The organism is Thermodesulfobacteriota bacterium (genome assembly GCA_031082315.1).
Classification (GTDB): Bacteria; Desulfobacterota; QYQD01; order QYQD01; family QYQD01; genus QYQD01.
In genome coordinates, this window is the sequence record JAVHLC010000002.1 from 129,873 (window position 1) to 154,657 (window position 24,785).

Here is a 24,785-nt window from a genome sequence, read left to right on the forward strand (position 1 = left end):
TAACTCCGGGGCGTTATTTTACTAGAAACAAAAACCGGGGCTGTAAAAAAATACAACCCCGGTTTTTAAAAGAAAAAAACCTTCTTAAGCCAGACCCATTAAGGCCAATACCTTACTGGTCGCCGGGTTGGCAAAGAGCATGATCAAACAAATAACCAAGGCATAGATAACCAAGGACTCGATCAGTGCCAAACCGATAATCATGGTAACCGTGATCTTGCCGGAGGCTTCCGGGTTGCGGGCTATACCCTCGCAGGCTGCCTTAATGGCCGCACTTTGTCCAAGAGCGCCACCAAAAGCGGCAACGGCGATACAACTACCCGAGGCTATGACCGTCCAAATGAAGAAGTCTAACCCCGCCGTCTTGGCGTCAGCCGTCTCCTGACCAAAAGCAACAGAAGCCACGCCCATGGTGAGAATCACGAGTAAAGATACCAATAGCGCCTTTTTCATCTCTAATATCCCCCCTTTCTATGTAAGAGTTTATATACTGCCTTCTTCCAAAAGGTTATCATTTTAATGAGCGTGTTCCATGGCCCCTGTAAAATAGAGTATAGACAAGAGCACAAAAACAAAGGCCTGCACGAAGCAGACAAATACACCCAGGGCCATTATTGGCAACGGCCCCAAAAATGCGCCTGCCAGCAGGAAGAGTAGCCCGAGCAATACTTCCTTAGCCATGATATTGCCAAAGAGTCGTATGGACAGCGACAGAATGCGTGCAAAGTGTCCTATAAGCTCTATAGGAAGCATAAGGGGTGCCAGCCAGCTAACCGGGCCCATAAAATGTTTGACATACTTTACCCCGTGGAATTTGACCCCTAAAATATGAGTGGTTATAAATACAATAAGGGCCAGTGATAGGGTCGTATTTACATTGGCGGTTGGGGACATAAATCCGGGGAACAGCCCGATAAGATTAGCTATAAAGATGTAAATTCCCAATGTAGCAATCATAGGAAGCATTAGCTTTGCCCCTTCTTCACCCATATTCTCAGCCGCAAAGCCTTCTATGCCGGAAATTACAGCCTCAAAAAAATTTTGCCCCTTGCCGGGGATCATTTGGATTTTACCAACAAAGAGCTTGGCAGAGAGGATCAGTACGAGCATGACGAACCAGGCATTCGTTACATGCGGTGCGATTATCTTGGGCAATAGGCCATGCCCACCATGTACCGGCAGATGAAACAGTTCCAGTAATAGGTTGATAAACAGGATTGGATGTTCCATGGATTAAGTTGCCTCCTTTGTCCTGATGATCTTCCACAATTCTGTGAAAGCAATTACCATAATATTAATAACAACTACCGAAAGTCCGGTAATCAGCCCTAAAGGATGTACCATCTTATTCATTATCAGTTCATAAAGGACGCCCCCGATAATGATCAGGCGCAGATAGTACTTGACGTAGTAAATGGCCTTATGGCCAAAAACGACCTGTTGATCAAATATCTTCCGGAGCGCCGTCTGAAGCCAGTAAAAATTAAAACCGGCTATTATTCCCCCGACCAGTATACCCAAGGCGAAATCTATCGAGACAAAGATGACCCCGAAGATAGTTAGAATTAGACACAATATCAGACTGGGAACCTGTACTTTTTTTATTAATTGTGTCGAACGCCAAAAATCTGACATGGTCGTTATAGATCCTTCCGCCTGGCCAGCTGCACCAGATTCCGAAACCCGGCTACGACTCCTAAAATAAGAAAAATAAGGGTTAGCCATGGTTTCGTGCGTCCGCCGAACACATACTCATCCAATGCGTAGCCTATAAAGAAACCGACGAATACGGAAGCGGCTACGGCTATGCCGATAGTGCTAACGTCTCCAATCAGCCTAAAAAGCCTCTTTACGTCTTCCTTCATTGGACAGCCTGCACAGTTGACTGCCGGGGACTATTTCAAATAACAAGGCAAAAACAAGTTACTTGGTATCATAGCGCCCCGGTAAAGTCAACATTTTTTTGAATAGCGATTCATAAAACCTTAAAGTATTTCTCCGCGGCATCCAATATTCTATCAATATCTTCCTTTGTATGCGCGAGCGAGATGAATATGGCCTCAAACTGTGAGGGGGGCAGATAGACACCCTTTTCCAGCATGCCCCGATAGAACCCGGCAAAGCAATTTGTATCGCTGGTCAGTGCAGACTTAAAGTCAACTACATCATCTTTTGTAAAAAATATGGTCATGAGGGAGCCTGCACGGTTGACCCGGGCCGGGATGGAATAGCGCTGGATAAGCCCATCGATAGTTTTCTCCAGGTATGCGCCTTTTCCCTCCAGATCTTCATAAACGCCTTTTTGGGAAAGTATTTTTAATGTAGCTATGCCGGCAGTTACAGCCAGAGGATTGCCGGAGAGGGTCCCGGCCTGATAGACATCTCCCTCCGGGGCAATCCGTAACATGATGTCTTTACGACCACCGTAGGCCCCCACGGGCAGCCCGCCCCCGATAATCTTGCCCAGACAGGTTAAGTCCGGGAAAATACCATAGCAGGACTGTGCGCCACCCAAAGACATTCGGAATCCACTGATCACCTCATCGAAAATAAGCAGGACGCCGTGTTTTTCTGTGAGTTCCCTTACTGTTCTTAAATATCCCTCGCGGGGTAGGACCACGCCCATGTTACCGGGTACAGGCTCAATAATAAAACAGGCCACCTGCCCGCCTTCCTTTTCCAGAACCTTGGCCAAGGCATCGGCATCGTTATATGGAATGGATATAGTATGGCCGGCAATCTCTTCCGGCACGCCCGGGCTGCCCGGTATGCCCAGAGTGGCGACACCGGAGCCGGCCTTGACGAGAAATGCGTCTCCATGCCCATGATAACAACCATCGCATTTAATGATCTTCTTACGCCCGGTATAAGCCCTGGCTAAACGGATGGCGCTCATGGTGGCTTCAGTGCCGGAACTGGTCAGTCGAACCATTTCCAGTGAGGGAACGGCCTCTATGAGTAATTCAGCCAGTTCAACTTCGAGGGGCGTTGGGGCGCCAAAGCTGGTCCCGTTTTCGAGCGCCTTTCTTAAAGCGGCGGTGACTTCAGGGTGGGCATGGCCTAGGATCATTGGCCCCCAGGAACCAACACAGTCGATGAAGACATTGCCATCGACGTCGTATATTTTAGAACCAGAGGCCCTGGCTATAAAAAGGGGATCGCATCCGACGGAACGGCAGGCGCGAACCGGACTGTTTACGCCTCCGGGGATAACATCCTTTGCCTTCGCGAAATAGGCCTGGGAACGCTCTCTTTTCACACCTGTTCCTCCCTGAAGTAGCTGATATTAGATCTTTTTAATTCTTTTTCACTGAATAGTATCTGATAATCGGTTATGCCGGTCTTTTCTGCTATTTCCCGGGCCACAGCATGACATTCGGCGTCGGTTTGGCCGTGCACCATGGTATAAATGTTATAGGGCCACCCGGGGATTGTCCGGCGTTGATAGCAGTGGGTTACATTCTTAAAGGAGGCCATGATCCGGCCTGCCTTTTCTATCTTCCCTTCTTCTACATGCCAGGCGATCATGGCGTTGGCGGCATATCCGGAGATCTGGTGCTGCAGTGTAGCGCCAAAGCGGCGTATGCACCCTTCGTTGCAAAGGTTTTTTACACATGCCAAAAATTCTTCTTCAGGCAGGCCGGCCCTTTCAGCCAGTATCTGAAAGGGTCTCTCTGCCGGAGGAATTCCATCCTGCAGGACCTGGATTACCATTTTTTCTTTAGAAGTAAGGACTGCTTTTCGGGGGACTGTGTCCACAGTTAAAGTTTTCCCATGATCATAGCTATGCCTAATAAAATAAACAGGAGGCCCGCACCCATTCGGATGTACTCCGGCGGAACAATGTTCATGACAAACCCGCCGACCGTTACCCCTATTAAAGTGGATGCAATAAGGGCCAGGGAAGCCCCCAGGAAAATAGCCCAGCGCTTCTCACTGGAAGCAGCCAGTGAAAAGGTCGCCAGTTGAGTCTTATCACCTAATTCAGCAAGAAAGATGGCAATAAATGTGCTGGTGAAGAGTCTTATATCCATACAGGACCTCAAAAGTAAATTTCAGTCAGCCTGCTTGCTTCTTCATTCTGTATTTTTAACACATCTTCCCCTTTAAGAAAAGCAAAAACCCCGGCCACCTGGAGATGACCGGGGTTTTTCTTTTCGATACCGGGTTCCGTATGTTAGTACATACCGCCCATACCGCCACCCGGGGGCATTGGAGGCATTTTGGATTCCCTTTCTTCCGGTTTCTCCGCCACCATGGCTTCGGTTGTAAGCAAGAGGCCGGCTACACTGGCCGCATTCTGCAGGGCAAAACGCGTTACTTTAGTCGGGTCAATGACACCAGCCTTAATCAGATCTTCAAACTCACCTGTTTCCGCATTGAATCCCACTGAATCCTTCTCATTTTTAACACGGTCGACCACCACGGATCCTTCAAAACCCGCATTGTTCGCAATCTGACGCACGGGTTCCTCCAAAGCACGTTTGATCAGATTAACGCCGAGCTGCTCGTCACCATGGAGTTTTAGCTTGGTCAAGGCCGGTATGCAACGGATAAAAGCCACACCGCCGCCGGGCACTATCCCTTCCTCCACGGCAGCCCTGGTAGCATTCAGAGCATCTTCCACACGTGCCTTCTTTTCTTTCATCTCCGTTTCAGTGGCCGCGCCTACATTTATTACCGCCACACCGCCGATTAGCTTAGCCAAGCGCTCCTGTAGCTTCTCACGGTCGTAGTCGGATGTAGTCTCTTCAATCTGGGTGCGAATCTGTTTTACCCGTCCTTCCAATGCTGACCGCTCACCGCCGCCATCGACTATAGTTGTATTGTCTTTGTCTATAGTAATACGTTTAGCCGTTCCGAGGTCTTTTAAGGAGATATTTTCCAACTTGATGCCCAAATCTTCAGAGACAACCTGCCCGCCGGTCAGGATGGCTATATCCTCCAGCATGGCCTTTCTTCTGTCGCCAAAGCCAGGGGCCTTGACCGCGGCACACTGTAAGGTGCCACGGAGTTTGTTCACAACCAATGTGGCCAAGGCCTCGCCTTCCACATCCTCAGACAGAATGAGGAGGGGTCTGCCCATCTTGGCAATCTGCTCCAGTACCGGCAATAAGTCTTTCATATTGCTTATTTTTTTCTCGTTGAGCAAGATGTAGGGATCGCTTAAGACTGCCTCCATCTTTTCCGGGTCGGTAACAAAATAAGGTGAAATATAACCGCGATCGAACTGCATACCTTCGACCACATCCAGGGTGGTCTCCATGCTTTTAGCTTCTTCAACCGTGATTACGCCTTCTTTACCGACCTTCTCCATGGCTTCGGCGATTATATTGCCGATAGTGGAATCATTATTAGCAGAGATCGTCCCGACCTGGGCAATTTCCTTCTGGTCCTTGGTCGGCTTACTGATTTTTTTGAGTTCATCCACTACCGCCTCAACTGCCTTGTCGATACCGCGTTTAATAGCCATGGGGTTGTTTCCGGCGGCCACGAGCTTTGAACCCTCAGCGTAAACGGCCTGGGCCAGGATGGTAGCGGTGGTCGTGCCGTCCCCGGCTACGTCACTGGTCTTGGAGGCAACCTCCTTTACCATCTGCGCGCCCATATTCTCAAATCTATCGGTAAGCTCGATTTCCTTGGCTACCGTAACACCATCCTTGGTGATCGTGGGTGAACCAAAGCTTTTCTCTATGATAACGTTGCGTCCCTTCGGTCCCAAGGTTACTTTTACTGCATCGGCCAGGGTATTTATACCCCGCAACAAAGCCTCTCTGGCCTTGACATCATATTTTATCTCTTTTGCTGGCATGATAACCTCCTTGAATTTGCTGTTATTAATATTTGGTTTTTTGATGCGCCTTATTTTTCTATAACACCCAGCACATCGTCTTCGCGCATAATGAGGTGTTCTTCACCATCGATTTTCACTTCTGTACCAGAGTACTTACCGAATAAGATGCGATCCCCCGCCTTTACTTCAAGCGGCACCCTCGTTCCATTCTCCATTACCTTGCCATTGCCCACGGCAATTACCTTCCCTTCGATGGGTTTCTCCTTGGCCGTGTCCGGGATAATTATCCCGCCTTTGGTCTTCCCTTCTTCCTCCAAACGTTTGACTACGATTCTGTCCTGCAATGGTCTGATCTTCATATCTTCTGTCTCCCTTCTCTCTCCTATTTTATTTGTTTAAGATAGAAGTTCTCTAATAATTTAGCAAAGTCAATAAAGTCTGAGTGCGCCCTATCACCTCCTTGTGCAAAGCCGAATATGGCTATGGCCCCTTTTATTAGCACTCACCTCAAGCGAGTGCTAATAATTAGCAGATGCCTCTAAAAATGCAATTTTGATTTTAATGGATTATTAACGATAATTTCCAAAAATATGAAATATATATGCCATTATAAGCGAATTATCTTTAAATAATAATAATTTTTGTTGTTTTTTGCCAATATAGAATGGGGTATCAGTATAACTTTATGTGGCATTCTCATGTGATAGCATATCATATCTATTTGTAATTAATTGTAATTATTCCATGCTGGAATACTTACTGGAAAGGCATTTTTTCTGTTTGATTCCCAGGAAAAGTGTGATATAAAGATTTTTTATGCAAAAATATGAGGAAGGTGAGCGGGTTAAGTGAAAAAGATTCTTATTGCTAATCGCGGGGAGATTGCGCTACGGATTCTGCGTGCGGTGCAGGAGCAGGGGTTAACAGCGGTCGGGGTCTATGAAACTCCGGATAAAGAGGCGCGCCATATACGCGCGGCTGATGAGGCTATCTGGATCGGCGAGGGACCGCGCAAGGACTACCTGAATATCGATAAAATGATCTGGGCCGCCCGTAAGGCCGGGGCCGACGGCATCCATCCCGGTTATGGTTTTTTGGCGGAGAACCCTGATTTTCCCAAGGCATGTGAGGATGCCGGACTTATTTTCATCGGCCCGCCCGCAAAGGTTATTCATGCCCTGGGCAACAAGGTCATCGCCCGGACCATCGCCGAAAGCGCCGGTGTTCCGGTCATCCCAGGCAGTGAAAACCTTCCCTATGGACAGGAAGGGGAGGAAAGGGCCCTGGCCTTTGCCCAGGAACACAGCTTTCCGTTGATGCTCAAGGCCACGGCGGGCGGCGGCGGCCGGGGGATTCGTAAGGTAAATAACCCCAAAGAACTGATAGATCAGATGCCGCTGGCCCGGGCCGAGGCCAAGGCCGCATTTAATGACGCCCGCCTCTATCTGGAAAAAGGTGTAATAAATCCGAAGCATATCGAGGTTCAGGTACTGGCCGATAGTTTCGGCCATATTATTCACATGGGCACGCGGGATTGTTCTATACAGCGGCGCAACCAGAAATTGGTGGAGATAGCGCCGGCCCTCATTGCTGACCAGACCCTTCTGGATAATATCTGTACTGCGGCCATCAAGGTGGCGCAAGAAGCCAATTATGTGAACGCCGGTACCGTGGAGTTTCTGGTGGACGAGGCCGGGCATTTCTACTTTTTGGAGATGAATACCCGCCTGCAGGTCGAACACACGGTCACGGAAATGGTCACCGGTATGGACATTGTCCGGGCCCAAATTGACATTGCATCCGGGAAAAAGCTCAAATTCTCCCAGGAAGATGTCCACATCCGGGGTCATGCCATCGAGATGCGTATCAACGCCGAGGATCCCAAAAATAATTTCTTGCCGGAAGGCGGCAGGACTATAACGGTTTATAATTCTCCGGGGGGGGCCGGCATAAGGTTGGACGGCATTGCCTATCAGGGTTATGTCATCCCGCAGGTCTATGATTCGCTGCTGGTCAAATTGACGGTGCATGGTTTTACCTGGAAGGAGGCCGTGGAGCGCATGCGCCGGGCCTTGAAGGGTTTTGCTATCGTGGGTCCCAGGACCACGATCCCCTTTTATCTCAACATCGTTAATGAGTCTGATTTCCAGAAAGGTATATTCAACACCAGTTATCTGGACCTGAAGCCCGATCTTTTTGTATATAAAGAAGAAGACCGTGAGGTAGCCAAACTGGCCAGGCTGATCGCCACTATTCACCATAAGGGTTTCAATCCCTTTGCTGCATAATTCGCTTTACAGAAGGAAGGGATAATAAGATGGAACACATTCGCCCGGGAATGGACACTAAAGATATCCTCAGGCGTCTAAAAAAGGCTAAAGGATATTTTATCACTAATACAGCCCGCGACTTATCGCAATCTGACTTTAAGAACCGCATCTTGCTACATACGGACTTATTAGCGGCCAAACCACGGGATGCGGCCGGATATTTCTCCCTGGAGATAACCGGCGGGGCCTCAGTGCACGTGGATATGCTGCGCAAACAGGTGAACCCCTTTCTTAAACTGGAACTCCTCAGGCGTGAGATGCCGAATACTTTATTCCAGACCCTGTGCCGGGGCGTCAACCTATTCGGATACCGGCCGTATCCGGAGAATGCCATCCGACTGACGGTAAGGGAATTTGCCAAATATGTGGAGGTCTGGCGCGTCTTCGACTTTTTAAACTATATTCCCAACATGGTTCCGGTATTTGAAGAGGTCAAAAAGGCCGGAAAAATACTGGAGCCATCTATTTGTTTCTCTACGGGGCCGGAACACACAGATGAATTTTATGTAGGTAAGGTGCGGGAGATATTGGACGTTACCGGCGAGGACATCATCCTGTGCATCAAGAATCACGGCGGCCTGGGGACGCCTAAGCGTATCGGTGAACTGGTGGCATCCATTAAACAGAGGTTCCCGGACCTGTTAATCCATTACCACGGTCACAATACAGACAGCAACGACGTGCCGCGTATTGCAGCAGCCATCCTTTCCGGGGCCGAGATCGTCGATGCCGCCGATCATGCCTTTACCGGATTTTATGGCCCGCCGCCGGTTTTAAGTGTTATCCAGACCATGGAGGCCCATGGTATCCGGGCTGAGGGCGTAAGCACCGACGCCGTTATTGAGACCTCCGAGGCGCTGCGGCCGGAGCGGGGCGCCTATGCGGATTTTGAGTCCCAGTTCAAGGGATTTGACTCCACCGTACAGGTGCATAAACTGCCGGGCGGGGCCACCGGCAGCAGCTTTGAGCAGGCGGTCAAGGGGGAATTCCTCCATCTCATGCCAAAGATTCTGCGCGAGGAATTGCCGCGTGTTCAGATTGAGTTAGGCAACTGGTGGAGTGTTACTCCCGGCTCTCAGATCCTGTGGACCACAGCCGTCAATAATGTGCTCTCGGGTGAACGGTATGAGAACGCCAGCGGTGACCTGAAGAACCTCCTCCTGGGCAAATATGGACCATTCCCGTTTTATCGACCTTCCGAAGAAATTTACAGCAAGGTCTTCGGCCCGGACTGGGAAAAAATTCTGAAAGAGCAGGGCGGGGTGGCCAAAATAGAAGACATTGATCTGGAAAAAGAGGAGGCCACACTCGTAGAGCGCCTGGGCCGATCGGTGACCAGAGAAGAAATGGTGCTTTATTTGCAGCATCCAAACGACGCCGTTGATTTCCTCAAGTTTGAGGAGGAATATGGCCAAGCCTATGTCCTTCCTCCACAAATCTGGTTCCGGAAAGGGGGGTTTAACCCTGGTGAACACCTTGATTTCGTGGACTATACAGGCAAGTCGCATGTGATTGAAATCGGGCCTTCGTATCGCTCCGAAAATGGTAAGCAGACCCTTTACCTCTTTGTGGACCACCACTCTGAGGTCTTCCTGCTCGAGGAAGAAAAAAAGGCCGGGGTGGAGACGGCAGCAAAATTGAGTAAGGAAGAGATTGCCTCACTGGCCAAGGTGGGAGATATGCGGGCGCCTTTTGCCAGCAATGTATGCCAGATACCGGTCAAGGCCGGTCAGGAAGTGAAAAAAGGAGAGCTTGTCATTGTACTGGAGGCCATGAAGATGCAAAATCCCATAGAATCTCAAGTTGAGGGGAAGATCGATCAGGTTTTTGTTAAACTGGGGCAGGCCGTACAGGTTGGGGATAAGCTGCTTACTATCTCTCCCCTATAACAAGTTCTAGGTTCAAGGTTCACGGTTCCGGGTTCCACGTTCACGTTTTTAACCTTGAACCCTGAACTTTGTCATTCTTCTGACTTTTGTGCCTCTGTGGCCGTGTTTTTGACCATACTTAGGGAAAAAAGGGGGGTTATTCCAATGTCTCTGCACAAGAAAATTACCACATTATTTTTATTGATCGTATTCGCCGCAGCCCTGGGTTGTGCCGCCAGTTCAACCAGGGAAAGCACCGGCGAATATCTGGATGATTCGGTGATTACAGCCAAGGTTAAGGCCTTGCTGGCAAAGGATCTGGTACTCAAATCCTTTGCCATAAGCGTGGAAACCTTCCGTGGAGTGGTTATCCTGAGTGGTTTCGTGGATAGTAATGATCAAATCGATCGTGCCGTCCAGATTGCACACGGCGTAAAAGGCGTCAGAGAAGTCAGAAGCCAGATGGTATTGAAACCCAAATCCTGATAAACTCGCGAAAAGTAAATTTTACCGCAGAGGTCGCCGAGGTTGGCGTAGGGGCAGGGCTTGCCCTGCCCAATAAGGGCGCAGCAAGCAGCGCCCCTACGTTGCGGGTTACGGACTCTGTGTGCTCAGCAGTGAAAAGGCTTTTTTACGAAACCATCAAAAATTAACCACACGGGTTAAGCCGGCGCCGATCTAAAAATCTCCTCTATCTCTTCATCAGTAAGGATGCCCTTTTCTCTCGCCAGGTCTTTTATGGGCATGTTCCGGACAAAGGCCTCTTTGGCCAGGGCCGCCGCCTTTTCATAGCCTATGTATGAATTCAGGAGCGTGGCCAGGGCCGTGCTCATCTCGGCATAACGGCGGCAGGTCTCAGGATTGGCGGTTATTCCTTGCACACAGCGTTCGGTAAAAATAGAGAGGGCGTTCTGCAGGATCTGGATAGACGTCAATATATTATGAATGATGACGGGCATCATAACATTTAGTTCCAATTGGCCGGCCTGAACGGCCATAGCCACGGTTGTCTCGTTACCGATCACCTGAAAACAGACCATATTCATCATCTCTGCTATGACCGGGTTGATTTTACCGGCCATTATGGACGATCCCGGCTGGACGGCGGGTAGTGTAATCTCGGCCAGGCCGGTGCGGGGGCCGGAGCTCAGCAACCGGAGATCATTGGCAATACGGCCAACATCCAGCGCGACAAGTTTTAATTGAGAGGCGATCGAGGCAAATACATTCATATTCTGGGTCGCTTCAAACAGGTCTTTTTTGGGTTTTAAGTCAAGCCGGGTTAAGATAGAGAGCTTCTCTATCACCATCTCCCGATAGCCGGGCAGGGTATTTGTGCCTGCCCCTATTGCCGTGGCCCCTATGCCCAGATATTCCAGTTCCTTTGCCGCATGGCGCAGCCGCTCGAAGTCATCCTCCACGGTCTGGCCATAGGCACGGAACTCATGGCCTAAACGCATGGGAACGGCATCTTGAAGGTGCGTGCGTCCGGCCTTGATGATGGGGTAAAATTCTTCTCCTTTATCTTTCAGGGCCTGTGCCAGATTCATACCCACGGGATAGAGGCCCGCCACTGCCTTTAAGGCGGCCAACCTCATGGCCGTAGGGAATACATCGTTTGTTGACTGCCCCATATTTACATGATCGTTAGGATGAATTACTGTATAGTCCCCCCGTTTTTTGCCTAAAATCTCAAGGGCTCTGTTAGCCAGGACCTCATTTATATTCATGTTGTAGGACGTTCCGGCGCCGGCTTGATAGACATCAACCACGAACTGCCCGGTAATTTTCCCCTCCAGCACCTCACGGGCGGCCTGAATAACGGCCTCTCCGATTGCCGCCTTAAGCCCGCCCAGCGCCATATTAGTCTCGGCCGCCGCCACTTTAATCATAACAGTGGCCTCGGCCATAAGAGGATGCATGGTTAGCCCGCTTATGGGAAAGTTTTCTATCGCGCGCCGGGTCTGGACCCCATAATAGGCGTCTTCGGGGATCATCTTTTCGCCCAGGGGGTCTCTTTCTATTCTGTATTTCTTATCCATAGGTTGCTATAGAAATAAAACTGTTCCTTAGAGTCTGCTTTTTGTTTAATATACAATACCTTTTTATGAAGTGGATTGTAGCGTAAAAAGGTAAATAATGCAAAAATAAGAGCTTGCAATGGTGAAAAACAGAACCTTCAGGGCCTTGCGGCATCGTAACTTCCGTCTTTTCTTTTTTGGACAGTTGACCTCTCTTATCGGCAGTTGGATGCAGTCTGTGGCTCAGGGATGGCTGGTCTTGCAGCTCAGTAACTCTGCCTTTGCCCTGGGACTGGTGGGGACCTTCGGATATTTACCCACCATGCTCTTTTCCTTCTGGGGTGGAAGTGTGGCTGACCGTAAGAGTAAGCGCCGTATTGTACTTGCTACCCAGACAGTAGCGATGTGTCTCGCCTTCAGCTTAGCCTTCCTGGTCACCCTTAACCTGATTAAGACCTGGCACGTGGTCTTATTGGCCTTCTTCATGGGTACGGTTATGGCCTTTGATCTCCCCGCCCGTCAATCGTTCCTTATAGAGTTGGTCGGCCGGGAAGACCTGACTAATGCCATTGGTCTGAATTCTTCTATATTCAACGCGGCCAGACTTATCGGCCCGGGCATAGCAGGCTTCGTCATTGCCTACTTCGGGGTTGAAATATGCTTTCTAATTAATGGCCTCAGTTTCCTGGCTGTAATCGTCAGCCTGTTACGTATGCGAAACGTACAACAGACGGACATGGTAGGTTTTAAAAAAAAGGGTAGTATAAAGGATATGGCATATTACATCCACGGGCAGAAAGAGATACGCATGCTACTTTTGCTGGTGGCCACCTTCAGTGTATTTGTCCTGCCTTATACGGTGTTGCTACCTATATTTGCCCGTGACATCCTTAAGGTAGGTCCTAAGGGGCTGGGTTTTCTTTTCTCCGCTATGGGCCTGGGCGCCTTAATCGGAGCGATCATGATAGCTACTATAGCCGGGCAAAGAAACAAGTTGCTTTATCTCTGGAGTAACGCCCTCCTCTTTGGAGCCCTTATTTGGGCCTTTTCCCTGTGCAACCGGTATTATCTTGCGTTGTTCCTGCTTTTTCTGGCGGGCATGACCATGGTGGGCTTTCTCACCACTGCCAACGCCTATGTCCAGCTTAATGCCCCGGATGACAGGAGAGGCCGGATTATGGGGCTTTACAGTATTGTATTTCTGGGAATGATGCCGGGGTGGGAAGCCTGCTTTCAGGGAGTCTGTCACAATATATCGGGGTTCAACGGGCTATATCTACAGGCGCTATCCTGGCAGAACTAATTACCTTTGGTCTTGGCCTTTATTTATTCTTGACTATGGGCAACAAAAGACGATCGGACCACAAGTACTGAGCATCGGGCCTTGCGTACAAGCCGGTCAGCTACGCTGCCAAAAAGCGTATAGACCAAGCCGGATTCACCATGGGCCCCAACGACAATAAGGTCAACCCCCTCCTGATCCACAAAATTGGCCATTTCAACGGCCGGGTAACCGGAAAGGACTTTTGGCTCGGCAGTGATGGACGGGGGAATGCGCGGGATATAGTCCTTTTGTAGCCGGGCCTCGACATTACGGCTGAAATCAGAGAAATCGATTACCGGCATATAAGGTTCATAGGTGGCCATAGGGGCTATATTGATCACGTGCACGATATATAACCGGGCCTTATATTTACCCGCCAAGTTGATAGCGTGCTCAAAGGCTATATCCGCATTTTCAGAAAAATCGGTCCCAAACAGTATCTTTTTGTAATCTTCCATGGTCGCTCTCCCGGAGATATTATGAAGCTGGCCACGCAGGCATAATATCCATAATTTCAAAATTACGAAGTCCCCCGGGCGTCTTTACCTGAATCTCATCTCCCGGTTCTTTCCCAATAAGCGCCCGCCCGAGTGGGGCAATGACCGAGATCCGGCCACTGGAGGCATCCGATTCATGCGGACCAACCAACTGATATTTTACTGTTTCTCCCGATTCCAGGTCAGTTAAGGCCACAACGACTCCAAAAACAACGCGATCACAATTCAGGTTATTACAATCAACGATCTCTGAGGTGGCAAGCTTATAATGCAAATCCCGTATCTTGCCCTCGACGAGAGATTGCCTTTCCTTGGCTGCTGTATATTCGGCATTTTCAGAAAGGTCTCCGTGGCCGCGCGCCTCTTCAATGGCCCTGACTACGGAGGGTCTTTCGATTTTCTCCAATTTTTCTAACTCGCGACGCAGCTGCTCATAACCTTCTCTGGTAATTGGTGTACGATTCATGACTTCCTCACTCCTGGGAAAGTTACATTGTGATACAGGCAAAAAGATTTAGTATTTTTTGATGACCTCGCAAAAAGTCAAAATTACCGCAGAGGTCGCCGAGAACGCTGAGATAACATATGAACAGTTTAAAGTTTTTCTCTGCGGGCTCTGCGTACTCAGCGGTGAAAAGGCTTTTTTACGAATTCATTTTATTTAGTGTAATACAAAAAGCGGAAAAGTGGAAGTGTTAAGTCGCAACGATGTAATCAGAAAAACTCGGCCTTGTTACGTCCGCCCCTCTTGGCTGCATACAGGGCCTTGTCTGCCCCTTCCAGTAGTTCCTTGGCCAGGGATATCCGTTCATCCGGAGAACTGGCTGCGCCTACGCTAACCGTAACCCGAAAGGTGTTATCCTGGAATCTGAATTCATGATCTTCCACCGCCTTTCTTAACCGTTCCGCGCAGGACCGGCCCGTAGTTCTATCGCACCTGAGGAGCAAAACAGCAAATTCTTCGCCGCCGTAACGTGCCGGCACATCGCCGGAACGGGTTAACTGCCTTAACAGCCTGCCCATCTCGGAAAGGATGGCGTCTCCGGTCTGATGTCCGTATGTGTCATTAAATTGCTTGAAGTGGTCAATGTCTATGATAATGCAAGTCAATGCATCGCCGTAACGTATTGACTTCGCAAATTCCGTAGCCAGTTGTTCCTGAAAATATCGATGATTGTAAAGGGTGGTTAACCCGTCGCGGATGGCCATCTCTTCCAGTTGACGATTTCTTTCCTGTAGGGCATTGTACAGCTCTTGCAATTTGACCTGGGTATTCACCCGTGCAATCAGTTCCCCGGCATCAAAAGGTTTGGTAACATAATCCACCGCCCCCAGGGCCAATCCCTTGATCTTATCGGCCGGCTCGGCCTTTGATGTCAACATTACGATGGCCATGTCCTTAGTGTCCTCGTCGTTCTTTAACCGGCTGCAGGTTTCATAACCATCTATCCCCGGCATTATTACATCTAAAAGAATCACCTGGGGCTTTTCCGCCCTGGCTATTTCTATTCCAGAAGGTCCGTCCGGGGCCGTAAATACCTCGTGGCCGGTTTTTACCAAGATGCTCTTTGCAAACTCCACCATCAGGCGGCTATCATCTATAACCAAGACCCTGGCCATCAGATTGCTCCTGTGGACAAACCGGCCAATATGGACTCCGGTATCCTATGTATCGGCGCTATCTCACAGGTAGCGCCCAGCTTTATGGCTGCACCCGGCATGCCAAATATTAAAGAAGTCTCTTTATCCTGCGCAATGGTATAGGCGCCATTTCTGCGCATGGCCAAGAGGCCCTTTGCCCCGTCGGTCCCCATGCCTGTTAATATGACCCCGACCGCCTTATTCCCGGCGATTTCAGCCACGGATTGAAAGAATATATCGATAGAAGGTCTGTAAAAGTTGACCGGCGGCCCGTCTAAGAGTCGGATGCGGTAGCCTGATTCGTTGCCTTCTATCCCCATATGTCTGTCGCCCGGGGCTATGAGGACATGTCCGGGCTGAATATAATCCATATCTTCGGCCTCCTTAACGGACAGGGGACATAGCTCATTCATGCGCTGGGCGAAAAGACGGGTAAATTTGAGCGGCATGTGCTGAACGACGGCTATACCCGGTGTATCCGGAGGCAAGATACGTAATACCTCATAAACAGCCCGCGTGCCGCCGGTTGAGGCCCCTATGGCCACCAGTTGCCTGAAAAAAAGCCGTTTTTCGTATTGAAGGGATATCTCTTTTTTTTGTATCTGATCCAGCCCGCTAGTTTTTTTTATCCGGCTCAGGGCGGCTGTTTTTACCTTCTGCACAACCTCTCCGGCAAAATTCTCTTTATCCCGGGTCCCGCCGTTAACCGGTTTTAAAACAAAGTCCACTGCGCCGGCCTCTAAGGCCTCGATAGTCAGGAGGTCATTTTCTTCAGTATAAGAACTTACCATTACCACCGGCAAGGGATTGGTTTGCATAAGTTTCCGAAGAAAATCGATGCCGCTTATCCCCGGCATTTCTACATCGAGAGTAAGGACATCAGGCCTCAGGCTGACGGCTTTATCGCCGGCCTCATGGGCATCGGCAGCAGTCCCGACTACAGAAAGCGTTTGATCCTGAGCAAGAAGGTCACAAAGAAAACGTCTGAAGAGGGCCGAATCATCAACTATCAGGACCTTTATTTTCTTCATAAAGTTCTACCCGCCGCCTTCCGTTATTACTCGAAGAGTGTTAACCCGGATTCATCAAGCCGTTTTCTCAAAACCCGGGACTTGTATTGTTCTTCTGCCTTTTGCACTGGGGCCATGGCCTCCCTGGAGCCTATACGCCTGACAAGAACTTTATTGGTATGCGTAAAAAATAATATTTTTCGGCCGTTATCGCCGCCTACATCCTCAGCTAATAGTGGAATACCTTCCAGCTCTAAAAATTTCTTTGCAAAATCAATATTGGCCTGCGGGACATTTCCATCTGATCTTCTGAATTTTATGACATAGCCCCCGCCAAAAATTTTTGCCTTGAATTTTTTTCTGTTCCCACCCATTTTTATCAGCTCGCCGATCAGTAACTCCATAGCGAACATTCCATAACGGCCGGCCTCGGTCAGGAGCAGGTTTTTGGGCCCGACTACACCGGGGAGCATAAAATGATTCATGCCTCCGATCTTATGTTCTTCGTCAAAGATGCATGTAGCTATACAGGAACCCACCATCGTAGATATTACTTCTCCATTAGCCGTGGCATAATATTCTCCGGGCATCAAAATTATGACCGTTTTATTTAATTTGGGATGATAAGTACGATACATTGTTATGCTTCGGGAATTTTCTGGTATATAGTCCTTCCCATAGGATAAAATTTATCATTTAATCCAATCAAGGACTCGGAATGTCCCAGAAAAAGAAAACCATCGTCCCTCAGCGCCCTGTAAAATGTATTCAAGATATCTTTTTTCGCCTCTTTTCCCATGTAGATCAGCACGTTGCGGCAAAAAATGATGTCAAAGGGAAATAGCGATGGGATCCCATCCATAAGGTTGTGTTCTTCAAAGGAAATCATATTCTCAAGTATCGGCTTAACCTGAAGGCAGCGGAGACCATCCGAGGTGATCTCTGTAAAAAAGCTCCTCAAATACAGGTTAGGAATGTCTTTTTTTATACTATGCGGGTAAATACCTGTGCGCGCCACTTCTAAAATCTCCCGGCTTATATCCGTGGCCATAATTTTTATTTTCCAGGACGGGTACTGCCCCCAGAACGTGTTCGTAGTAATGGCTACGGTATATACCTCTTCACCGGTAGAGCAGCCGGCGCACCAGACAGCTAATCTTCTGACACCGTTTTTTTCTCCTTCTTGCAGAAGGTGGGGGAAAACTACATCATTTAGGAATTCGAAATGGTGTTTTTCTCTGTAGAAATGCGTGGTGTGAGTAGTTAAACAATCAACGGCCCTGGCCAGTTCGTTCTCAGCATCCGGGGCATGCCGCAGATATTGAGTATAGGCATCGATCGATTTCAGCCCTAAGGATTTAAAACGGCTGTTTAATCTGGATGTGAATAACATCTCCTTATGTTCAGGCAAAAAGATACCTGTTTTTTCTTCTATTAGTTTTTGGAGGGGCTTGAAGTTCGCCTCGGTCGAAGATACGCCTGGGCGTGCGAATCTGCCCGTGGCATGACCCGCGTCGTTTTCTTCAGAAAGATCACGGCCGTCCTTAAGCGGTTGCATCCAGTTCTTCCAATTCCTTTTCATCCAGAATTCGTTCCAGATCCAGTAAGATGATTAAACGGTCACCCTGTTGGGCCACGGCTTTTATATATTCCGTCCGTATGGAAGGAGAAAGCCTGGGTGTAAGCAAGATTTCTGCCGGGCTGAGCGAGATGACGTCTGAGGTAGTGTCTACGATAATGCCCATGATACGCCCCGCGATTTCCAGGACAAATATAACGGAAAATTTGTTGTATTCCTTTGGTGGCAGATTAAACTTGAGCCTCAAGTCAAAGATGGGAAATATAACACCGCGCAAGTTAACCATCCCCTTTACAATATCTTTAACCCCGGGTACCCGGGTAAAACGGCGATAGCCGATGATTTCTCTTATCTTATTAATTTCTATCCCGTATTCTTCGTCATCAAGATAAAAGGTTATATACTGTTCTTCCATGTGGACTTTGGCTCCTTAGAATTCTTCAAAACCTTCCTCCATGTTGAGATCTGCTTCTTCCGGGGATATCTCTTTAAGCACGGCCTTTTGCAACATATCTTGACGTAAAGGCCTTTTTACCGGGGGCATAGTCCCCCTTTTTTCTCTCCCGGTGAGGGTTGCCGGAGTCAACGTCTCTTCCTCTATGGAATCTTCATCTGCCCCGGCCACAGAAAATTCCTTGGTTAACTTTTTCAGGAGCGCGGCCTTAGCCGCCAGCGTTTGACTAGCGCCTGCTAATTGTTCAACCAGAGCGGCATTTTGCTGTACAACATCCCCCATATCGGTAACAGCCTGATTCACTTGCTCAATACTGCGTGATTGTTCCTGAGTAGCCGCCGAGACCTCAGAAACGGCCTCGGACACGGCAGTGATGCATCCGGTTATCTTTTCCAGACTGCTGCCGGTTTGACCGACTAACTTATGGCTTTCTTCAATCTTAGCCATACTGTCATGGATGAGATTCTGTATATCTTTAGCTGCCTCCCCGCTTCTCTTGGAAAGATTGCGTATTTCCGTGGCTACCACCGCAAAACCGCGGCCGTGTTCACCGGCCCGGGCGGCCTCCACCGCGGCATTAAGGGCCAGGAGATTGGTCTGAAAGGTGATCTCGTTAACCAGGTCCATAATTTCTACAATTTTTTTGCTGGCGGTCCACACCTCAGTCATGGCATGGACCGTCTCTTTCACTACTGATGTTCCTTCCTGCGCCAGGGTCACGGATTCCTGAGCCAACTGGTTGACCTTCATGGTATTGGCAGCGTTCTGGCTGACATTGGCGGTCATTTGTTCGAGGGTGGCGCCGGCTTCTTCTATAGTGGCCGCCTGCTCCTGAGTCCGCTGCGACAGGTCCTGATTACCCGCGGAGATCTGATTTGTCCCCCGGGCCACAATTTCCGCAGTCCTTTTTGTCTGCTTTATGAGCGAGCCAATCTTCTCGAACATCTCGTTGACCTTGTCTGCCAGCCTGTCCATGAGGTCTTTTTTACCTATGGACTCTACTCTGGCCGTGAGATCTCCCCCGGCGGCCTTGTCCAGGACATTGAGCAGATTGTCCACCCGTCCTTCCAGATACCGCCTTTGCTCCTCTTCCTTAGCGGCTGTTTCTTTGAGAATCTTTTCTGCCTCGACCCTGGCGGTAATGTCATGGAATATCTTGAAACCTCCCAGTACCTTGCCGCTGGAGTCTTTAAGAACGGCGGCACTGGCCTCTATAGGAATAGTTTCCCCATGACGGTTAGTGATTTCACAATACACCCTTCCCCCCGCCTGGCCTGTTTCCATGCTTCTTTTTAATCCGCAGTCGGTCTTGCAGATGTTGCTGTTGAAGACGTTCCAGCACTTTACTTTGCCTTCCACTTCTTCTCTTTGGTATCCGGTTGTGGCCGCAGCGGCATCGTTCATATAGGTTATGGTAAGATCCGGATCGACAACGAAGAATGGATCGCTGATCCCGAGCTTCAGACTGTTCGCATATTCTATCCTGTCGCGCAGGTGTCGCAGCATGATATTGAAGTTTTTATTCAACGTCTCTATGGAGTCTTCGCCCCTCACCTCGATATTTACATCTACGTCTCCTTCCGCTACCTGTTTTGCCTTATCGGCCAGATAGTGGATGCGCCGCGTGATGAGGCGGGTTATCAGATAGTTAAGGATTACAACCAAAGATATGACTCCCAGCGCTCCGGCCATGATATACCGGTTTCTAAGAGAGGCAATAGAGGCATAATCAGCGGCTACGGATTGACGCACCACCAGAGAGCCCAGCACCCTTTTGGCCGGGGCATGGCAGTTGTAACAAGCCGGTTCATTAAGAATGGGATGAAAAATAAGGTTATATGGTTCGCCATTTATAGTCTGCAGGAATGGCCGTTTGGGATCAACGCCGGTAGAAAGTATATTGCTCAGGTTTTTTGTGAGTTCGGTATCCGCTAATAGATCCCCGAGCTTGGCCCCAACTGTTTCTTCATGACTGGCATAGACTACGGTCTGGTCGGCATCCGTTATATAAACCTCTACCCCCTTCATGGCCGTTTTGATGTCCCTTAGTTGTTCCCTGACCGCGTCCATATTACCGATGGCCATGGGGTGTTTTATCCCCGCGTGCGTCATGTCCGCCAGTTCCAGTTCAAACCGCGTCACTTTATTCAGGACATCCTCTCTATGACTATTAACGCCAATGTATATAAGGACACCCGTAAAAAGCGCCGAGGTCAAGATTAGCGTGATCAGGATCTTGAAGCGCAAATTTTTGTTTATGTAGGATTGAAGGAACTTAAGCATGGGAATACCCCCCCTTTTTTTTGTTTCAATGGACTGGTTCATGGACCCGGCCTCGATCAAAAAATAGATGATCCAGACCATACACGTCCAGAACAAGGGCTACGCTGCCATCGGGCATAATAGCGCCCCCGGCAATCCCGGAAATTCTACAGAAATTTTTCTCCAGGTTTTTAATTACGACCTGCTGGTGATCGAGTATTTCGTCCACAACCAGGCCCAGGATCTTTTTTTCGCTACTTACAAAAACGACCAATGGTTCTGTATCTGTCTGCCGGCGGTCTATACCCAGGACTCTATCCAGGCGGATGAGCGGCACGCATGAGTCCCCCAAACGTATTACCTCACCCTTGCCTTCAATGGTCTTTAAGTTGCCTTTTTCAAGCTTGGCTGTGCTTAGAACGGTTAGCAAGGGTATGACAAAAATATCGTCCCCTATGCCAACATACATACCATCAATAACCGCCAGGGTTAAAGGGAGCTTTATGACGAAGGTAGCTCCTTTGCCTTTTTCGGAAAAGACATCGATCATCCCTCCCAATTGCTGAATGTTATTCTGTACTACGTCCATCCCTACCCCGCGGCCGGATATGGAACTGATCTCTTTAGCAGTGGAAAATCCGGGGATAAATAGGAACTTGTAAATCTCTTCAGGCAAGGGCTGGTCGTTTTCTTTAATCAGGCCCTTTTCTATAGCCTTTCGCCGCACTGCTTCGGCGTCGATACCCCGGCCATCATCCTTAATTTCAATGTATATCTTGCCTTCCTGCTGGTAAGCATTAAGGCTGATGATTCCCTCCGGGGATTTGCCCGACCGTTTCCTCTCCTCAGGGACTTCGATCCCGTGGTCAATGCAATTGCGTATCAGGTGCTTTAAGGGGTCGTTTATCTGTTCAATAACATCTTTGTCCAGTTCCGTTTCTCCTCCACCCAGGACAATCTTAACCTGCTTATGGTGCTCCCGGGCCAGGTCCCGGGCCATTCTTTGAAACCTTTGAAATGTGCCTTCGATAGGAAACATGCGAAGACGCATAACCTGTTCCTGCACCTCCCGGCCGATCCTGTTCAGGATATCCGGCTCACCGCCCAATTTTCTGGTGACATCCGGCGGCAAATTCCCCAGGATGGCGGAGATTCGCGCCATTTGTATGGTCATTTCTTCCACCATATTTGCGAGCTGGTCGAGCTTATCTGTATCTACGCGTACCGTGGACTTACGCAGGACCGTCCGGCTTTTTTCCTGGAGGTCAACGATCTTGTTTAGTTCATCCGGAGAGATTTTGCCCTTTTCTAATAAAGCCTCCCCAACCTTTTTCTGCTGGGTGAGGACTTCTTGTATTTCCTGCTCGCTGACCAGTTTTTGATCAATTAATATCTCTCCCAGCGGCTTGTCAGCCATTCTGGTGTCCACCCCGTCCCGAAAATGTGATGATACGTCTCTTATGGAAACCTGGTTTAATTCATCTTCCTGGACAAAGACGAATACCTTTTCTATGGTGGGCAGGGGCCGGTCGGTTTTGATCAGGAGCCGCCAGGCAAGGTAAAGCTGAAAGGGGTCCATCTCCAGAAATGGCGGCAGAGAAGACAGGTCTGTCTCTACGGATATTATCTCAGCCAAATCTCCCAGTTCATACAGCAGCATCAGCGGATCCTGTCCGGTCTGGAAGATGTCCTTGCGAAAGCGCATATCAATCTCGTAATAAGATCCCTTGGAGGATTCCTTCTGGCCGCCGGACATGCCGGTAGTTATCGGCGCAGTTGCCCGGCCTTCTTCTTGTTCTGCGGCTAGGCCCATGAACCGTTTTACTTTTTCGGCCATGGACGAAAAGGCATCCAGCCCTGCGTCCGGCTTTCCCTGGGAAGCATTTTCCACCGCCGATTTTATAACATCATGGTTTTCCAGGAGAAAGGAGACCAGGTTTTGGGTTATAGGCAGTTGTTTGCTGCGTATCCTTTCCATGAGGTTTTCCAGGAGATGGGCGTGTTCAGAGAGCTGGGTAAAGCCGACCATAGCCGAGCTGCTCTTCATAGTGTGCATCGCCCGGAAGACCTCGTTAATAACGGACTGATTTTGCGGATCGGATTCTAAGGTCATCAGGCCGTGTTCCATGTTTTGCAACAATTCTTCCGCTTCTGAAAAATATATCTGTAAAAGCTCGTCCTGTTCCATAGTCTATTCTCAACGAACAAACTTTCTTACGACCCAGAGGAGTTGTTCCGGCCGGAAAGGTTTCAAGAGCCAGCCGGCGGCTCCGGCAGACTTTCCTCTCAATTTCTGCGCCTCTTGTGATTCGGTGGTCAGAACAAGAATCGGGATAAACTTCCAGTTTGTTTTTTTGACTTCTTTTATAAAGGTTATGCCGTCCATTTCGGGCATATTCACGTCTGAGATAATCAACGCCGGCGGCTTTTTTTGGGACTCCATCTCTTGCAGCCTGACGAGCCCGTCCTTGCCGTTCACAGCCTCGGATACCCTATATCCGGCGTTGTTCAGGCAAAAAGAGATGCTGGCGCGCAGAGTGGGTGAATCATCAACTACCAGGACATGTTTTTCCATATGGCGTCCACCTATTCTTTCAGGATCATCTGTTTGACCCCGATTATTTCCCAAACCTTTTCCAAGTCGGGCGGTATATTTTTAATGGTCAGCCTGTGACCTTCGGTAAGAGATTTTTTGAAGGCTATCAGTACCTGTATAGCCGCTGTATCCATCTGCACGACTTCCTGACAGTCTATAGTCAGATCCTGCTCCAGCACAAACCGATCCTTCAGGCACTCATATAAGTCGTCAAGATGGTGGACGCCTATCTCGCCACGCAACTTAATAATGCCTTCTGCCTGTTCCTGACATGGAGAATACGCATCAGCCATTGAATTCTCGCAGTCTTACATTTCTAATGGTTCATTATGGCTTTTCGGCTAATGGGAGGACTTACTTAAACGAAAAGGGGGTTTTTTCTATCTCAGTTTACGGGGACGGACGTGGGGTAAAATAAAAGCTGTATTCTCGGTCATCCATATTCAAAGTCCGTATTTATTTCAGGCTCTTTTGTTATTAGCCATACGTGCCGATCTGTTAAACTAATGAGCGCCCCCACTTAGTCAGGTATAAGGTCTTCGAAGGGAAATACCCGGATCAAAAACTTGCTTGCAGGAATATTACAGGAGTAGCTATCCAATATTGAAGCTCCCCGCAGCAAGCTGCGGGAAATGCGCTCGCTATGCATGTTCAAGAAAAAACACAGAAGAGTGGGGGCACTATGAACGCTCTACACGAACGTACGCACATGGACGGAAAAGGAGGAAAAGAGGAAAAAATGGACATAACGATCTTGTTAGCCGATGATTCAAAGTTGGTTCAAGCCAAGTTCAGGTTGGCACTGGAAAAGGCAGGGTTTCAAGTTATCAGTGCCCTCGACGGCAAAGAAGGGCTGAGTATTGCCAGGGAAAAGAAGCCGGATCTCATTATCCTGGATGTGAATATGCCGGGGATGGACGGTTGGCAGGTCCTTCGCTCTTTAAAGATTCATCCTGAATTGCGCAAGATACCCGTCATTATGGCTACGACTGCGGACAAGATTGCCGACATAGAACGGGGTTTTTCTCTGGGCGCAAAAGAATACGTCGTCAAGGACGAGCAACTCACCCGTTTGGTCGACAAGGTTGAAAAAGTGATGGCAAGCCAGAAACCTGAGACAAAAGTTGAAGGGAGCTGGGTAAAAAAAATGTTCTCGTAAGACTTCGTCTGAAGAGTAACCAAGGGATTGCCTTAGAAACAAGCTCGTTTGATACACGTCTAAAGGCCTGCAATCCCCCCACCAGTTTCGGCCGACGAGCTTGATCCCGGCTGGTTTCTGCATAGGAAAGGTAACGCCTTCTCGCCAAAACAGGACAGCACATATTTTGTACCCTGCGAGGAGCCGCCTTCGAAGTGATCGAGACCGAGCCTTTTTTCATCGGCCGAAGACTAGAAAACACTATATCTCT

Annotated in this window: 26 protein-coding genes; 5 read left to right on the top strand and 21 right to left on the bottom strand. The window is 49.0% G+C overall.

The genetic code is table 11. The features are described from left to right. Positions 1-84: 84 nt before the first annotated feature. From atpE to groES, 9 genes are all read right to left on the bottom strand, one after another. Positions 85-453 (bottom strand): ATP synthase F0 subunit C, encoded by a 369-nt coding sequence (gene atpE / locus RDU59_02485; GenBank protein MDQ7837342.1) that lies wholly within the window; start codon positions 451-453, stop codon positions 85-87. Positions 454-516: 63 nt separating this feature from the next. Beyond that, positions 517-1,230 carry a F0F1 ATP synthase subunit A gene (gene atpB / locus RDU59_02490; protein MDQ7837343.1) on the bottom strand — a complete coding sequence of 238 codons (714 nt, stop codon included), beginning with the start codon at positions 1,228-1,230 and terminating at the stop codon, positions 517-519. Between the two features lie 3 nt (positions 1,231-1,233). Continuing rightward, positions 1,234-1,635, bottom strand: a complete 402-nt coding sequence (locus tag RDU59_02495) for an ATP synthase subunit I (GenBank protein MDQ7837344.1) — start codon at positions 1,633-1,635, stop codon at positions 1,234-1,236. Between the two features lie 5 nt (positions 1,636-1,640). Next, complete coding sequence (locus RDU59_02500) at positions 1,641-1,865, bottom strand: AtpZ/AtpI family protein (protein ID MDQ7837345.1); 225 nt, start codon at positions 1,863-1,865, stop codon at positions 1,641-1,643. A 110-nt stretch (positions 1,866-1,975) separates the two neighbouring features. After that, a complete protein-coding gene (gene hemL / locus RDU59_02505; protein MDQ7837346.1) occupies positions 1,976-3,259 on the bottom strand; it encodes a glutamate-1-semialdehyde 2,1-aminomutase in 1,284 nt (427 codons plus the stop codon). Beyond that, a complete protein-coding gene (locus RDU59_02510) occupies positions 3,256-3,759 on the bottom strand; it encodes an Lrp/AsnC family transcriptional regulator (GenBank protein MDQ7837347.1) in 504 nt (167 codons plus the stop codon). Before RDU59_02510 ends, hemL begins: the two co-directional genes overlap by 4 nt. A 2-nt stretch (positions 3,760-3,761) precedes the next feature. Further along, the gene (locus RDU59_02515; protein ID MDQ7837348.1) at positions 3,762-4,034 is read right to left on the bottom strand and encodes a TMEM165/GDT1 family protein; all 273 of its coding nucleotides are present in this window, start codon (positions 4,032-4,034) and stop codon (positions 3,762-3,764) included. A gap of 143 nt (positions 4,035-4,177) precedes the next feature. Further along, positions 4,178-5,812, bottom strand: coding sequence for a chaperonin GroEL (groL, locus tag RDU59_02520; GenBank protein ID MDQ7837349.1), 1,635 nt, complete (start codon positions 5,810-5,812; stop codon positions 4,178-4,180). A gap of 50 nt (positions 5,813-5,862) precedes the next feature. Then, entirely contained in the window at positions 5,863-6,153 is a 291-nt protein-coding gene (gene groES / locus RDU59_02525) for a co-chaperone GroES (GenBank protein MDQ7837350.1), read from the bottom strand. Positions 6,154-6,642: 489 nt separating this feature from the next. On the opposite strand from groES, the gene RDU59_02530 reads away from it, so the two are divergent. From RDU59_02530 to RDU59_02540, 3 genes are all read left to right on the top strand, one after another. Next, positions 6,643-8,082 carry a biotin carboxylase N-terminal domain-containing protein gene (locus RDU59_02530; protein MDQ7837351.1) on the top strand — a complete coding sequence of 480 codons (1,440 nt, stop codon included), beginning with the start codon at positions 6,643-6,645 and terminating at the stop codon, positions 8,080-8,082. Between the two features lie 29 nt (positions 8,083-8,111). Further along, a complete protein-coding gene (locus tag RDU59_02535; protein ID MDQ7837352.1) occupies positions 8,112-10,013 on the top strand; it encodes a biotin/lipoyl-containing protein in 1,902 nt (633 codons plus the stop codon). 144 nt (positions 10,014-10,157) lie between these two features. Further along, positions 10,158-10,478, top strand: a complete 321-nt coding sequence (locus tag RDU59_02540) for a BON domain-containing protein (GenBank protein MDQ7837353.1) — start codon at positions 10,158-10,160, stop codon at positions 10,476-10,478. A gap of 176 nt (positions 10,479-10,654) precedes the next feature. Here RDU59_02540 and RDU59_02545 read toward each other — a convergent pair whose 3' ends face one another. Next, the gene (locus RDU59_02545) at positions 10,655-12,034 is read right to left on the bottom strand and encodes an aspartate ammonia-lyase (protein ID MDQ7837354.1); all 1,380 of its coding nucleotides are present in this window, start codon (positions 12,032-12,034) and stop codon (positions 10,655-10,657) included. Positions 12,035-12,152: 118 nt separating this feature from the next. Here RDU59_02545 and RDU59_02550 point away from each other — a divergent pair, with 118 nt between their 5' ends. Continuing rightward, positions 12,153-13,316, top strand: a complete 1,164-nt coding sequence (locus tag RDU59_02550; GenBank protein MDQ7837355.1) for an MFS transporter — start codon at positions 12,153-12,155, stop codon at positions 13,314-13,316. Between the two features lie 23 nt (positions 13,317-13,339). Here RDU59_02550 and RDU59_02555 read toward each other — a convergent pair whose 3' ends face one another. The 11 genes from RDU59_02555 to RDU59_02605 form a co-directional block, all read right to left on the bottom strand. Next, entirely contained in the window at positions 13,340-13,795 is a 456-nt protein-coding gene (locus RDU59_02555) for a universal stress protein (protein ID MDQ7837356.1), read from the bottom strand. 19 nt (positions 13,796-13,814) lie between these two features. Further along, positions 13,815-14,300 (bottom strand): transcription elongation factor GreA, encoded by a 486-nt coding sequence (greA, locus tag RDU59_02560; protein ID MDQ7837357.1) that lies wholly within the window; start codon positions 14,298-14,300, stop codon positions 13,815-13,817. Positions 14,301-14,548: 248 nt separating this feature from the next. Then, positions 14,549-15,454, bottom strand: a complete 906-nt coding sequence (locus tag RDU59_02565) for a diguanylate cyclase (protein ID MDQ7837358.1) — start codon at positions 15,452-15,454, stop codon at positions 14,549-14,551. Then, positions 15,454-16,506 (bottom strand): chemotaxis response regulator protein-glutamate methylesterase, encoded by a 1,053-nt coding sequence (locus RDU59_02570; protein MDQ7837359.1) that lies wholly within the window; start codon positions 16,504-16,506, stop codon positions 15,454-15,456. The genes RDU59_02565 and RDU59_02570 overlap by 1 nt, the downstream gene beginning before the upstream one ends. 26 nt (positions 16,507-16,532) lie before the next feature. Then, positions 16,533-17,123, bottom strand: coding sequence for a chemotaxis protein CheD (locus tag RDU59_02575; GenBank protein ID MDQ7837360.1), 591 nt, complete (start codon positions 17,121-17,123; stop codon positions 16,533-16,535). A gap of 2 nt (positions 17,124-17,125) precedes the next feature. Beyond that, entirely contained in the window at positions 17,126-18,043 is a 918-nt protein-coding gene (locus RDU59_02580) for a protein-glutamate O-methyltransferase CheR (protein ID MDQ7837361.1), read from the bottom strand. Further along, positions 18,030-18,479, bottom strand: coding sequence for a chemotaxis protein CheW (locus RDU59_02585; GenBank protein ID MDQ7837362.1), 450 nt, complete (start codon positions 18,477-18,479; stop codon positions 18,030-18,032). The genes RDU59_02580 and RDU59_02585 overlap by 14 nt, the downstream gene beginning before the upstream one ends. A 15-nt stretch (positions 18,480-18,494) precedes the next feature. Beyond that, positions 18,495-20,801, bottom strand: a complete 2,307-nt coding sequence (locus RDU59_02590) for a methyl-accepting chemotaxis protein (protein ID MDQ7837363.1) — start codon at positions 20,799-20,801, stop codon at positions 18,495-18,497. Between the two features lie 25 nt (positions 20,802-20,826). Next, positions 20,827-22,968, bottom strand: coding sequence for a chemotaxis protein CheA (locus RDU59_02595; GenBank protein MDQ7837364.1), 2,142 nt, complete (start codon positions 22,966-22,968; stop codon positions 20,827-20,829). 9 nt (positions 22,969-22,977) lie between these two features. Further along, positions 22,978-23,355 carry a response regulator gene (locus tag RDU59_02600; protein ID MDQ7837365.1) on the bottom strand — a complete coding sequence of 126 codons (378 nt, stop codon included), beginning with the start codon at positions 23,353-23,355 and terminating at the stop codon, positions 22,978-22,980. 11 nt (positions 23,356-23,366) lie between these two features. Beyond that, a complete protein-coding gene (locus RDU59_02605) occupies positions 23,367-23,669 on the bottom strand; it encodes an STAS domain-containing protein (protein ID MDQ7837366.1) in 303 nt (100 codons plus the stop codon). Between the two features lie 389 nt (positions 23,670-24,058). On the opposite strand from RDU59_02605, the gene RDU59_02610 reads away from it, so the two are divergent. Further along, positions 24,059-24,535 (top strand): response regulator, encoded by a 477-nt coding sequence (locus RDU59_02610; GenBank protein ID MDQ7837367.1) that lies wholly within the window; start codon positions 24,059-24,061, stop codon positions 24,533-24,535. The last annotated feature ends 250 nt before the right edge of the window (positions 24,536-24,785 follow it).

Coding starts and splice junctions, on each gene's coding strand:
- atpE (MDQ7837342.1), bottom strand. CDS start 453: ATGAAAAAGGCGCTATTGGTATCTTTACTCGTGATTCTCACCATGGGC.
- atpB (MDQ7837343.1), bottom strand. CDS start 1,230: ATGGAACATCCAATCCTGTTTATCAACCTATTACTGGAACTGTTTCAT.
- RDU59_02495 (MDQ7837344.1), bottom strand. CDS start 1,635: ATGTCAGATTTTTGGCGTTCGACACAATTAATAAAAAAAGTACAGGTT.
- RDU59_02500 (MDQ7837345.1), bottom strand. CDS start 1,865: ATGAAGGAAGACGTAAAGAGGCTTTTTAGGCTGATTGGAGACGTTAGC.
- RDU59_02515 (MDQ7837348.1), bottom strand. CDS start 4,034: ATGGATATAAGACTCTTCACCAGCACATTTATTGCCATCTTTCTTGCT.
- groL (MDQ7837349.1), bottom strand. CDS start 5,812: ATGCCAGCAAAAGAGATAAAATATGATGTCAAGGCCAGAGAGGCTTTG.
- groES (MDQ7837350.1), bottom strand. CDS start 6,153: ATGAAGATCAGACCATTGCAGGACAGAATCGTAGTCAAACGTTTGGAG.
- RDU59_02535 (MDQ7837352.1), top strand. CDS start 8,112: ATGGAACACATTCGCCCGGGAATGGACACTAAAGATATCCTCAGGCGT.
- RDU59_02540 (MDQ7837353.1), top strand. CDS start 10,158: ATGTCTCTGCACAAGAAAATTACCACATTATTTTTATTGATCGTATTC.
- RDU59_02545 (MDQ7837354.1), bottom strand. CDS start 12,034: ATGGATAAGAAATACAGAATAGAAAGAGACCCCCTGGGCGAAAAGATG.
- RDU59_02550 (MDQ7837355.1), top strand. CDS start 12,153: ATGGTGAAAAACAGAACCTTCAGGGCCTTGCGGCATCGTAACTTCCGT.
- RDU59_02555 (MDQ7837356.1), bottom strand. CDS start 13,795: ATGGAAGATTACAAAAAGATACTGTTTGGGACCGATTTTTCTGAAAAT.
- greA (MDQ7837357.1), bottom strand. CDS start 14,300: ATGAATCGTACACCAATTACCAGAGAAGGTTATGAGCAGCTGCGTCGC.
- RDU59_02565 (MDQ7837358.1), bottom strand. CDS start 15,454: ATGGCCAGGGTCTTGGTTATAGATGATAGCCGCCTGATGGTGGAGTTT.
- RDU59_02570 (MDQ7837359.1), bottom strand. CDS start 16,506: ATGAAGAAAATAAAGGTCCTGATAGTTGATGATTCGGCCCTCTTCAGA.
- RDU59_02575 (MDQ7837360.1), bottom strand. CDS start 17,123: ATGTATCGTACTTATCATCCCAAATTAAATAAAACGGTCATAATTTTG.
- RDU59_02580 (MDQ7837361.1), bottom strand. CDS start 18,043: ATGCAACCGCTTAAGGACGGCCGTGATCTTTCTGAAGAAAACGACGCG.
- RDU59_02585 (MDQ7837362.1), bottom strand. CDS start 18,479: ATGGAAGAACAGTATATAACCTTTTATCTTGATGACGAAGAATACGGG.
- RDU59_02590 (MDQ7837363.1), bottom strand. CDS start 20,801: ATGCTTAAGTTCCTTCAATCCTACATAAACAAAAATTTGCGCTTCAAG.
- RDU59_02595 (MDQ7837364.1), bottom strand. CDS start 22,968: ATGGAACAGGACGAGCTTTTACAGATATATTTTTCAGAAGCGGAAGAA.
- RDU59_02600 (MDQ7837365.1), bottom strand. CDS start 23,355: ATGGAAAAACATGTCCTGGTAGTTGATGATTCACCCACTCTGCGCGCC.
- RDU59_02605 (MDQ7837366.1), bottom strand. CDS start 23,669: ATGGCTGATGCGTATTCTCCATGTCAGGAACAGGCAGAAGGCATTATT.
- RDU59_02610 (MDQ7837367.1), top strand. CDS start 24,059: ATGAACGCTCTACACGAACGTACGCACATGGACGGAAAAGGAGGAAAA.